Genomic DNA, 10,711 nt, shown 5'->3' with positions numbered 1-10,711 from the left:
GTCGGTCCGACCTCGTTCGCATCACACGTTTTGCCTCACCCTGCGCAAGACTGTGGTTTGACTTATATGAACACGTCCCCGTTGGCAAGGTTGGGTTTGCGTGCGGTGAACGTCGGAGGTAACGGTTGCAGTCTTATATCCGGCCTTGGGGTTGCAGGTCAGCGGACCTGCGGGCCTTGATGGAATCTGCCGGGAACGTCCCCATCTCCCACGACGGGCTGAGAGCTGTGAACGCCGGTCTAAATCCGACGCTAAACGACGGCGTTTCGGAATTGAGCCGTTAGACGATCTGTTCTCGTTGAGCAGCGTGTGGGAAACACGTACTGCAGGGTATCGATGACGCTTTGTGCGTCGGAAGGAGCCCGTAGGGCGAGAGCAGACGCGCAAAGCGCGTTGAGGGATGACGGCGGGAAGCGGTTGCGGTAGAAAGGCGCAGCGCCGAAGAAACCACTGGCGCGACACCGGTAAACCGCCAAGTTCACCCCGGAGTCGCGCCACACAAGTCGCAGTGCAAAGCCACGGGGCTTAACACAGGGAGCGCGTGCAGCCGCAGTATTCCACGGCTCGTGCGCCCCTGTCTATCGCATTGTCTTCGGCGTTCTACGGGGATCGCCGATGACCGAAGGCAATGCCGGTGGGATGCTGCCCACGGGCCGTTTCTTCCTGTGCGCCGGCTGCCGCACGCAGGTGTTCATCTGCCGCCGCTGTGATCGAGGCCAGATCTATTGCGCGGGCGGCTGTGCGCAGGCAGCCCGGCGCGCGAGCTTGCGCGAAGCGGCTCAACGTTACCAGCGCTCTCGCCGCGGGCGTCTTGCCCACGCGCAGCGCGCCCGTCGCTATCGGGCGCAACACAATAAAGTGACGCATCACGGTTCCCCTGCGACGGCGCCCGGTGCTGTACTGCCAGCGGACTCGATGCGCGCCGCTGTCACCCATCGTCGCGTCACGGCATCGGCGCCGGCGGCAACGCATTGCCACCTATGTGGCTGTGCCTGTTCGCCGTTCGTGCGCCTGGGCCCGTTGCGCCGTCGAGCTCCTCACTCCATCTACCGATTCCGGGGAGGCTCTAAAGGTGACGATTGACGCTGAGCTCGAAGCGCATATCCTGCGGCTCTATCACGTTGAGAAGTGGCGCTGCGGCACGATCGCGCGGCAACTGTCCGTGCATCGCGGCACCGTCAAACGCGTGCTCGCGCAGGCAGGTTTGCCGCGCCACGGTCCGGCGCCGCGGCCTTCGATGATCGAGCCATACCTGCCGTTCATTCGCCAGACGCTCGGGAAGTATCCGACGCTCACCGCCAGCCGCCTTTACGGCATGGTGCGCGAGCGCGGCTATCAGGGCGGCCCCACGCACTTCCGACATCTGGTCTCGCTGCACCGGCCACGTCCGGCTGCCGAAGCGTATCTGCGACTGCGCACCTTGCCCGGTGAACAGATGCAATGCGACTGGGGGCACTTCGGTCACCTGCAGATTGGCCACGCGCGCCGGCCGCTGATGGCCTTCGTGATGGTGCTCTCGTACTCACGCGATCTGTATTTGCGCTTCTTCCTCGACGCCCGCATGGAGAACTTCCTGCGCGGTCATATCGGCGCGTTCACGCGCTGGGGCGGGCTCGGCAGGGTCATTCTCTACGACAACCTCAAGAGCGCCGTGCTCGAACGCCAGGGCGACGCGATTCGTTTCCACCCGACGCTGCTCGCCTTCGCTGCACACTATCGGTTTGAGCCCAGACCGGTGGCCATCGCGCGCGGCAATGAGTATGGCGCGGTAAAAAATATGTGCTGCTCGATAACGAACTAGTCCAAGGCAGTACCTTTGTGGAAAGCGAACAGCACATATTATTCGGTTACAAGGTGCGGAGGAAGGTCATCAGGTCGGGCTGATCCCGCCATTGCTTTTGTCCTTCGGCACCGCCTTCCACTTCGCATGTCGCCAGCGCCCGTGCCTTTGTTTCCAGATTGATCTCGGCGTAGATATTGGTCGTCTCCAACGAAACGTGCCCAAGCCAGCCGCGTATCGTATTGATGTCGACACCAGCCTGGAGTAGTAGCGAGGCGGTCGTATGCCGAATCACATGTGGGTGCACATTCTTGCCGGCAAGCGACGGCGCGTTGGCTGCAGCACGGATAGCGCAGCGCTTGACCAATGCATGAATGCCGGAGCGCGTCATCTTCTGGTGGAATCGATTGAGGAACACCGGCGCGTCTGCGGCCCTCCCCTCGGACTGCGAGCGCAACGCATCGAGCGTGGATTTCCAGAGCGGACAGCGGCGATGTCTGTTCCCCTTGCCGACGATGCTGACCGAGCGCGTGTGCCAGTCAACGTCGCCAATCTTGAGCTGCGCAGCTTCGCTTGCACGCGCTCCTGAGTTAAACATGAAGAGCAGCAACGCATGTTCGCGTTGCCCCTGCGCTGTATTGACGTCAGAGGAAGCGAGCAGGGCGTCCATTTCCTGCCTGCTAAGGTAGCTGATCTCCGGTCGGCTGGTTCTCTTAACCGGAATCAGATGGATCTGTGCCCACCAGTCGATGTATTCAGGCGCATGTTCGCCGATGAAACGAGCCAGCGCATGGATGCCGCCGAGCCGCTGATTTCGTGTGCTGACCGTACAGTGACGTTGTTCTTCCATGTGCGTCAGGAACAGGCGCACCATTTGCGCGGAGAGGTCATCAACGGTCAGGCGGTCGATCCGCTTGTCGACTTTGGCGGCCAAATACGGAAGCAACAGCATGAGCATGTCGCGGTAACTTCTTTGCGTATTGACGGCAAGGTTACGTTCGCCCACCAGATACTCAATCAGGAAACGTCGGATCCACGGACCGAGCAGGGATGAGTTATTCATGTTGCACCTCAAGGACGTACGTTTCAAAGCGCGTGCTCGCTGCATTCAGCAACTCGGGCGTCAGGGTAAGGTAGCGTTGGGTGCCCGCGAGATCGATGTGGCCGAGATAGGTCGCGAGCTGCGGCAACAACAGTTGCAAATCCGCGCCGCAGCGATACCAGGCGATTAGCCGGTGCACTGCGCCTGAGTGTCGCAAATCATGCAGCCTCGGCTGGCAGGACGCACCGCCTTCGCGTTGGATATTTGCCAGAGTACGCTGTCGCTGAAAGGCCTTGCGCACAGCTTTCTGGCTCAGGGGGCGACCATCGCGTAAGCAGAAGAACGGCGCATCCGGTGCCTGCCCAAATCTCTGGTTGCGTTGCCGGGCATAAGTTTGCATCGCTCTATTCAGATCTACGCCTAGCGGAACCAGCCTCGATCTATAGAATTTGCTCTCGCGCACGTGCAGGACGGCTTCGTCGAGATCGACGTCCTGCATTGTTAGCCGCAAGGCTTCGCCATGGCGGAGGCAACCGCCGTACAGAATCAGAATGAGTGCACGCAAAACATATGCATCCAGCAGACCGCGTGGACTGCATGCCGCCGACGCCACGTCGAGCAGGCGCTTTAATTCCTGCTGCGAATAAATATAGGGTGTCAGCGGTGGCGGCAATCTCGGACTGTAGCGAGGAAGCGGCGAAGCCTTGACATATCCACGCGAGAGGGCAAAACGAAACAGGCAGTCAAGTACAGACCTTCTCTTCCGCCAATGGTTAGTCAGCGGCCTGTTGCCAGTCAGAAAGTCCTGTACCTGTTCGACCGTGACCGATTCCACATTAATGTTGCCATCAACCCGGTGGCAGAATGAGGCAAGCGTGGCCGCCTCGGAATTGAAGCGCATGCCCAACGCCCGTTTGTGGCTCACGTATTGGGCGACGAGTTCGGAGAGCTTCATAGCAGACTCCCCAGATCGATTTCGGCCACACACCGCAGTCCGGTCAGGTCGACCTTTGCATAGATTCTCGTCGACGAAGCGCTGCGATGGCCGAGGTGATCACCGATCTCCTTCAGCGCAAAACCAGCGTCGAGTAAATGCCGGGCGTTGGCGTGCCTCAGGCAATGTGCGCCACGCCGCGGAATATCGATGCCCAGCGTCGTGAGACGCGAGCGGACAATGCCGCTTACGCGTCCGGGTGACAGCGGTCGGATCGGCGCCTCGACCGACAGGAAGAGCTCTCGATGGGCGCTTCGTGGACGCGCTTCCTTCAGGTAGCGCAGAATGGCGTTTCCAACGGTTGCCACCAGCGGGTATTGCTGTGTGCAGCGTTGCTTCGGACGATTGACATGAAGGATCTCGCCGCACCAGTCGATGTCCTCCAGACGGAGCCGTACCACCTCGCCGCGCCTCAGTCCGTAAACAACCAGCAGCATGATCATCGCCCGGTTGCGTAGATCGATCGTGCTCTCGCCGACAAAGCTGGCGACAAACCTTTGCACGTCATCCCAGTTCAGCCCGAGCGGCAACCCCTCCTCTCTATACACCACAGGTGCCTCAATGCCCGACGCAACATTGGTAGCCCACCCTTGTCCTTCTGCGTACCGGAAGAAATTGCGCAGCGTGCTCGCAAGCGCGTGCAATGAGACTCTGCTCCAGCCGCGGTTGCCTTGATAGGCGAGGTAGGTGTCGACATCGTGGATAGTGAGAGCATCGAGTGCCTTGTCAGGGCGACAGACCATTGTCAGAAAATGGCCGATCTCATCACGACAGGTTGTAATCGTGGCAGAGGAAAGTCCTCGCTGGTCGCGCATGAAATCGACGTATTGCTCGACATAGCGAACAAATGGTTCTTCTATAGGATGCCGTTCCTCCAGACGCCCCAGGAAGCGCAGCCAGGCCGTGGCGGTATGGATGAACAGAAGCCGCGAGCTGCGGGACTCGTTCGTGCGCTCACTTCGGAGAAGTCGAATCCGATGGTCAACGGCAAACGCGATCTCCTCGTGCGTTATTAACCGCGGGCGGGACAGATCAATGCTCTGTGAAAACACCAGCAGGATCCACGCGATCTTCCGAATCGACCTGAGCGGATAACCCTGTTCCTGACAATGTACGAGGAAGCGCTTCCTGGATTCCACGCAGGGCGCGAGATTGTGGGCAGCAAGAACATGCGGACGCGTAAAGAGAGTCTCGAACATGATATTCCCCCATCATTGATCAGTGGAATATCAGTATCAGCCTGAAAATTATGTCGTCATGGAAACGTCAACGCGATAGACGATGCGGGGTTGTTGAGAACCACTGTGACATATTTTTTACCGCGCCATACTCGTGATTATGGCCTCGAGGCCATAACCATGAGAAGGGGCGCGTCGAGCGTGCAATTCGCCATGTTCGCGACGCGTTCTTCGCGGCCAGGCAGTTCGCCGATCTGGACGATCTGAATGCCCAGGCCGAGCACTGGTGCCGCACGCAGGCGGCCGATCGCCCGTGCCCGGAGGATCGGGCGATCAGTGTGCGCCAGGCGTTTGCCCAAGAGCAGCCCACGCTGCTTGCGCTACCGGAGAATCCGTATCCCGTCGAGGAAATGCTCGCCGTCAAGGTCGGCAAGACGCCCTACGTACGCTTCGATCTGAACGACTACTCGATCCCGCACACGTACGTGCGGCGCACGCTCACGGTACGCGCCGATCTCGAGCAGGTACGCGTGCTGGACGGCGCCGAAGTCATTGCGCGTCACGATCGCAGTTACGATCGCGGCGCGCAAATCGAAGAGCCCGTTCACATCGAGACGCTCGTCGGCGTCAAACGGGAAGCGCGTCACCACCGCGGCATGGATCGCCTGGCCAGGGCTGCGCCCGCCAGCCAGGATCTGCTGCGTCGCGCGGCTGAACGCAATGCGAATCTGGGCACCATCACGGCGGCGTTGCTGCGTCTGCTCGAACGCTACGGCGCCGCGCAATTGCAGGCCGCGATCGGCGATGCGCTCGACAGCGGTGTACCCCACCCGAACGCCGTGCGCCTGGCGCTGGAGCGCCGTCGCGAAGCGCGCCAGTTACCCCCGCCGCTGGCCGTGTGCCTGCCGCCGCACGTAGTCCAGAAGGACACGCCGGTCCAGCCCCACCGGCTCGACAGCTACGATCAACTTGCCGGAGGCACGGATGAGTTCGCTTGAATCGTTGCGCACGCGCGCGCAGGAATTGCGTCTGCACGGGCTGCTTGCACACTGGCCCGAGGTTGCGCAGGAGCCGTGGGTCGCGCCGCTCGTGCAGTGGGAAGAAGACGAGCGAGCCCGTCGTTCGCTCGAGCGGCGCATCAAGGAATCACATCTGGGCGGCTTCAAGGCCTTGTGCGACTTCGATTGGACGTGGCCGTCACGGTGTGATCGCGGCGCCATCGAAGAACTGATGACGCTCGGGTTCATGAAGGACGCCGCCAACGTCGTGCTCATCGGCCCAAACGGCGTGGGCAAGTCGACACTGGCGAAGAACGTCGCGCATCAGGCACTCGTGCATGGACACACGGTGCTGTTCACCACCGCCGGCAATATGCTGGGCGAACTCGCTGCGCTCGATAGCGATTCAACGCTGCGCCGGCGCCTGCGTCGCTATGCTGCGCCCGACGTCCTCGTGATCGACGAGGTCGGCTACCTCTCGTACTCGAATCGCCATGCCGATCTGCTGTTTGAGCTGATCAGCCGGAGATACCAGAACAACAGCACCATCGTATAAGTTATTTGGAATTGAATCTGTGCTACGGTAGGCCAGTTTTTAGTTGGCTGGTGCGCAGAACATATTGAAACAGATCACGCAGGGTTATCCACGGGGCCGCCGCCCGCTCTTCTGTAGCGAGAGGCGAGCGGCCCGGTGGATAACCCGTGCCGAAGGCGATGCCCGCTTACTTGCCCCGAGCTGAATCGTTGTGGTGGCGACTCAGCATCCCTCGCGAGAGGAGCAAATCATGGTTGCAGGCAACGCTGTCGTCGAACCGGTGTGGGAACGGTATCCACTGATCGCCTCGAACTCGTATGCTCGGCGCTGGATACAGAGTTGCGTGATGCTCGGCCTGGCAAGGAATACAGTCGCGGCCTACATGTACGCGGTAGAAGGCTTCCTTCGCTTTGCACAGGGTCACTCCCGCGATCTGCGCAGCATGTCGCGCGAAACCATCGCGCAGTATGTCGGCGAGCTGCGAACCCAGCCACGACGAGCGAATGCGAACGTGGTTCGCATCGACTCAGGTGGTTTCCTGTCAAACGCAACGCTGCAGCAGCGTCTGACCGCAGTCCGGTTGCTGTTCGAGTTTCTGGTTGACGAGGGACTCATCAGGACCAACCCGGTAAGCCGCGGCCGCTATACGGCATCCGGCCACTTCGGCGCGCGCGGCGAACGAGGCCTCATCCAGAAGTTTCGCAAGCTGCCGTGGATTCCCACGGAGGCGCAGTGGACGGCCCTGCTGGCTGTCGTCCGCGACGAGCCGACGCGTAACAGATGCATGCTGGCGTTTGCCTATGATGCGGCGCTTCGTCGGGAGGAGCTATGCCAGCTTCGGGGCAGCGATCTCGATCCCGCCCACCGGTTGCTGCGTATCAGGGCGGAGACGACCAAGGGCCACCGCGAGCGTGTCGTTCCGTATTCCGATACTTCCGGCGAATTGCTGCGCGACTATCTTCGACACAGGCATGGCGTTGCCGGGGATCGACACGCGTTGTTTCTGTCCGAGTCGCCGCGCAACCACGGAGCGCCCATCACGCTATGGACGTGGTCCAAGGTAGTCCGATCTATAGCGCTTCGCGCCGACGTTCCTGCGTTCTCGACCCATACGCTGCGCCATCTTTGTCTGACCGATCTCGCCCGCTCGGGTTGGCAACTTCATGAGATTGCCCGGTTTGCCGGTCATCAGAATCTGGAGACGACCAGGCAATACGTACACCTGTCCGGTCACGATCTGGCCGACAGGTTCGCGAAGACCATGCGCCAGATTCACGCGTGGCGTGTTGACGCCCTCGCGTGTGTCGCCGACGCGGAGTAACGATGATGTGCTCATCCCGGGCGGTGCGCATCCCCAAGCCTGAGGCTGCCTGCCTATGGACATGGCCGATACAGATCACGGACTATGATCGCAGAAACGGGCTGACGGCTGCGGAGCGGAAGATGCTGACGCGTGAGCTTCCTCGCGCAATGGCCAGTGAACGGACGGTAAAGGCGGTCCTCGGCAGACTGTCAGGCCTTGAACGTCTGATCGCACCAATCGATGACGCGCTGGCCGTGATTGACGGCAAGCACATATACGACGATCGCGTAAAGCTGATGCTCCTTCGACACTGTGCGGCGCGAGAGACCTCGCTATGGGCATGGGACGCGACGACCTGGCATAAGGTCATCGGGACCACCCAGGAGGCTTTCTATGCCGCCCACGTTCCAAGGCCGTGCGCTGGTGGCGAGCGACAGGCGCTAATGGCTGTCGCATACCTGCTGCACTGTTTCCACGACATCCCCAGCCTTGGGGAGGTGAAACGGGTTGCACTTGCGGAGAAGATCTTCGGCAGGAAACGTATCGCTGCGACACTTCTACGGGTGACCGAGGTTTCCGCTGCCTGGGGTTATCGAAGTCCATGCAAACCGTTGATGAGTCTGGTCGCGGAACTCCTGCTTATTAACCAGCGCCCCGAACTCGAATCACTGACGACCGAGTTCATCGAATCGGTCCGTATGCGCTGGCAGGATTCGAACTATCGCAGTTCCTTGTACTTCCAGCTCTTACGCGTGCTTGCAGCACTTGGAATCATCGCCGCGGAGCCCACGATCCGGAACCGGGTTGACAGCGAACGCGTTCATCGAGCGAGAACCGCCGGTCTGTCCGGAGATTGGGTGCTCGCAGTTGAGCGATGGGAGGCGACCAGCACGTTGACGGTCTCGACCCGCCGCCATCTTCGGGACATGGTCCTGAAGGCGGCCCGCTGGTTGCAAGACTGTCATCCGGAGATCACACATCCAGATCAGTGGACCCGCGAACTGGCGGCGGAATATGTAGGCGCAGTTGACCGCATGCACGTCGGCGATTATGTCTGGAGGACCGCCGGCCTCGGGACGAAGCTCGGCAAACCTGCAACAGCGCGATCGAAGGAAGCCTTCCTCGGCGCGATGCGATGCTTCTTCGCAGATATCCAGGAGTGGGAATGGATCCCACGTCGTTTCGATCCGTTTCGGGCATTTGCAACGCCTCGCTCGATCAAGGCCCTGATCGGACCAGCGCCACGCATCATTGCCGATGACCTCTGGGCGAAACTCCTGTGGGCTGGCCTGAATCTGACGATCGCCGATCTTCCTGGTCACGGCAGTGCTCCAAAGGGACATAGCAATGCGACAGGCGCCATGTTTCGCAACGGAGGCTACTATCCACTCGAGATGCTACAGGCGTTGAGCATCGTGTGGCTCTTTGCAGGACTACGTAGCGACGAGATCGTCCGGCTGCGGGTCGGCTGCGTGCACAAGGAACCGTCGATAGGACAGCAGGCTACGTCATGCTGGATGCTTGACGTTCCAGTTCACAAGACGGGAACCGCGTTTGCCAAGCCAATTGACACTATTGTCGGAGAAGCGATCACTGTGTGGGAGCAACTTCGTCCTGTACAACCGTCGGCGCTCGACATCAAGACCGGAGAGAAGGTCGATTTCCTGTTCTCGTACCGTGCCCGAGCAATTCCACGGGCGTACCTGAACAAACGGCTGATTCCCATGCTTTGCCGCAAGGCGGGCATTCCACAGGCGGATGCGCGCGGTCAGATCAGCAGTCACAGGGCCCGCTCCACCATCGCGAGTCAGTTGTTCAACGCCCGCGAACCTATGACGTTGTTTGAACTACAGGCATGGCTCGGTCATCGTTCGCCCGTGACCACGCAACACTACGTCGCATTCACGCCAACCCGGCTCGCCCGGGCTTATTCAGAGGCACAGTACTTCCAGCGAAACCTGAGAATGATGGAGGTGCTCATCGACCGGCAGGCGATCGACGATGGTCAAACTGAACAGCCGTGGCGATACTACGATCTTGGCCACGGTTTGTGCTCGTACGAATTCTTCGATCAGTGTCCGCACCGCATGGCTTGCGCACGTTGTGACTTTTACATTCCGAAGGAATCCTCCCGCGCCGACCTGCTCCAATCGAAGACTGGAATGATACGGATGCTGCAGGAGATACCGCTGACCGATGATGAACGTGCAGCAGTGGAAGGCGACCAGAAAGCTATAGACCGTCTACTCCTGCGACTCAAGAACACGCCGACGCCTGATCGGCTCACCGCCCCAAATAGGAAGAAACAAAGGTAGAAAAAGCCCTCAATTCCATATAATTACATCGAATCGACCGTTTGCCGAATGGCACGAGGTGTTCCCCAACGCCGCCTGTGTCGTGTCGCTCGTCGATCGCCTCGTGCATCACGCCGAGGTCATCTCGATCGAAGGCGAGTCGTATCGCTTGAAGGAAGCGCGTGAACGGGCCGACAAACGCGCACGCCAGCGCAGTCCCGGTAAATCGGCCAAAGGAGGAGAGTCCTGATGAAAGCCCCGCCGCTGCCTTCCGGCCGCACCCGCGGCTTAAGCTTCATCGTTCCCGAGGACTGGTCGCCCGAACAGGTACTCGCCGTGTTCGAACTGCTGGATGATTTGCGCGAACTCATTTGCGCACGCTATCTGCCCGACATACAGCGCGCCCTGTGCGAGGAGCGCCGGCAACGCGAACTGCAGTTCAACGAACGTGACCCGCCGTTCTGATCGACGGCGCACACAACAAAGGGGCCCGCGCGGCCCTTTGTTGTTGACTGTTTCGCTCAACCTTGCGCCGTCGTTTAGCGTCGCTTTTACACCGGCGCTAACAAGAGCCGCCTGGACGTCAT

9 protein-coding genes and 2 pseudogenes are annotated in these 10,711 nt (G+C 60.3%); 7 read left to right on the top strand and 4 right to left on the bottom strand.

Annotated features, from left to right (window positions below):
* Window positions 1-600: 600 nt before the first annotated feature.
* Complete coding sequence (locus BN2476_RS40995) at window positions 601-867, bottom strand: hypothetical protein (RefSeq protein WP_087739858.1); 267 nt, start codon at window positions 865-867, stop codon at window positions 601-603.
* Window positions 868-1,072: 205 nt separating this feature from the next.
* Here BN2476_RS40995 and istA point away from each other — a divergent pair, with 205 nt between their 5' ends.
* Window positions 1,073-1,801: an IS21 family transposase gene (gene istA / locus BN2476_RS40990; protein WP_218274599.1), complete on the top strand. Its 729-nt coding sequence runs from the start codon at window positions 1,073-1,075 to the stop codon at window positions 1,799-1,801.
* A gap of 46 nt (window positions 1,802-1,847) precedes the next feature.
* On the opposite strand, the gene BN2476_RS40985 is transcribed toward istA, so the two are convergent.
* Genes BN2476_RS40985 through BN2476_RS40975 form a run of 3 tightly spaced genes read right to left on the bottom strand, consistent with a single transcriptional unit; the run spans window position 1,848 to window position 5,015 of the window.
* A complete protein-coding gene (locus BN2476_RS40985) occupies window positions 1,848-2,843 on the bottom strand; it encodes a tyrosine-type recombinase/integrase (RefSeq protein WP_087739857.1) in 996 nt (331 codons plus the stop codon).
* Window positions 2,836-3,777 (bottom strand): tyrosine-type recombinase/integrase, encoded by a 942-nt coding sequence (locus tag BN2476_RS40980; RefSeq protein WP_087739856.1) that lies wholly within the window; start codon window positions 3,775-3,777, stop codon window positions 2,836-2,838. The genes BN2476_RS40985 and BN2476_RS40980 overlap by 8 nt, the downstream gene beginning before the upstream one ends.
* Window positions 3,774-5,015, bottom strand: coding sequence for a tyrosine-type recombinase/integrase (locus BN2476_RS40975; RefSeq protein WP_218274598.1), 1,242 nt, complete (start codon window positions 5,013-5,015; stop codon window positions 3,774-3,776). The genes BN2476_RS40980 and BN2476_RS40975 overlap by 4 nt, the downstream gene beginning before the upstream one ends.
* A gap of 317 nt (window positions 5,016-5,332) precedes the next feature.
* On the opposite strand from BN2476_RS40975, the gene BN2476_RS40970 reads away from it, so the two are divergent.
* From BN2476_RS40970 to BN2476_RS40945, 6 genes and pseudogenes are all read left to right on the top strand, one after another.
* On the top strand, window positions 5,333-5,992 hold the full coding sequence (locus BN2476_RS40970; protein WP_235851195.1) for a Mu transposase domain-containing protein: 660 nt from the start codon (window positions 5,333-5,335) through the stop codon (window positions 5,990-5,992).
* Window positions 5,979-6,545: pseudogene (locus tag BN2476_RS40965) on the top strand (ATP-binding protein); the annotation flags it as partial. The gene BN2476_RS40970 and the pseudogene BN2476_RS40965, both read left to right, overlap by 14 nt.
* Window positions 6,546-6,777: 232 nt before the next feature.
* A complete protein-coding gene (locus tag BN2476_RS40960) occupies window positions 6,778-7,848 on the top strand; it encodes a tyrosine-type recombinase/integrase (protein ID WP_087739859.1) in 1,071 nt (356 codons plus the stop codon).
* A gap of 122 nt (window positions 7,849-7,970) precedes the next feature.
* On the top strand, window positions 7,971-10,145 hold the full coding sequence (locus BN2476_RS40955; RefSeq protein ID WP_160111852.1) for a tyrosine-type recombinase/integrase: 2,175 nt from the start codon (window positions 7,971-7,973) through the stop codon (window positions 10,143-10,145).
* A gap of 19 nt (window positions 10,146-10,164) precedes the next feature.
* Window positions 10,165-10,374: pseudogene (locus tag BN2476_RS40950) on the top strand (ATP-binding protein); the annotation flags it as partial.
* On the top strand, window positions 10,374-10,589 hold the full coding sequence (locus BN2476_RS40945; RefSeq protein ID WP_087739852.1) for a hypothetical protein: 216 nt from the start codon (window positions 10,374-10,376) through the stop codon (window positions 10,587-10,589). The pseudogene BN2476_RS40950 and the gene BN2476_RS40945, both read left to right, overlap by 1 nt.
* Window positions 10,590-10,711: the final 122 nt, after the last annotated feature.

Source organism: Paraburkholderia piptadeniae (genome assembly GCF_900007165.1).
Lineage (GTDB): Bacteria > Pseudomonadota > Gammaproteobacteria > Burkholderiales > Burkholderiaceae > Paraburkholderia > Paraburkholderia piptadeniae.
Note: the sequence above shows the minus strand (reverse complement) of the source record. Positions and strands in the feature narration are given on the sequence as shown.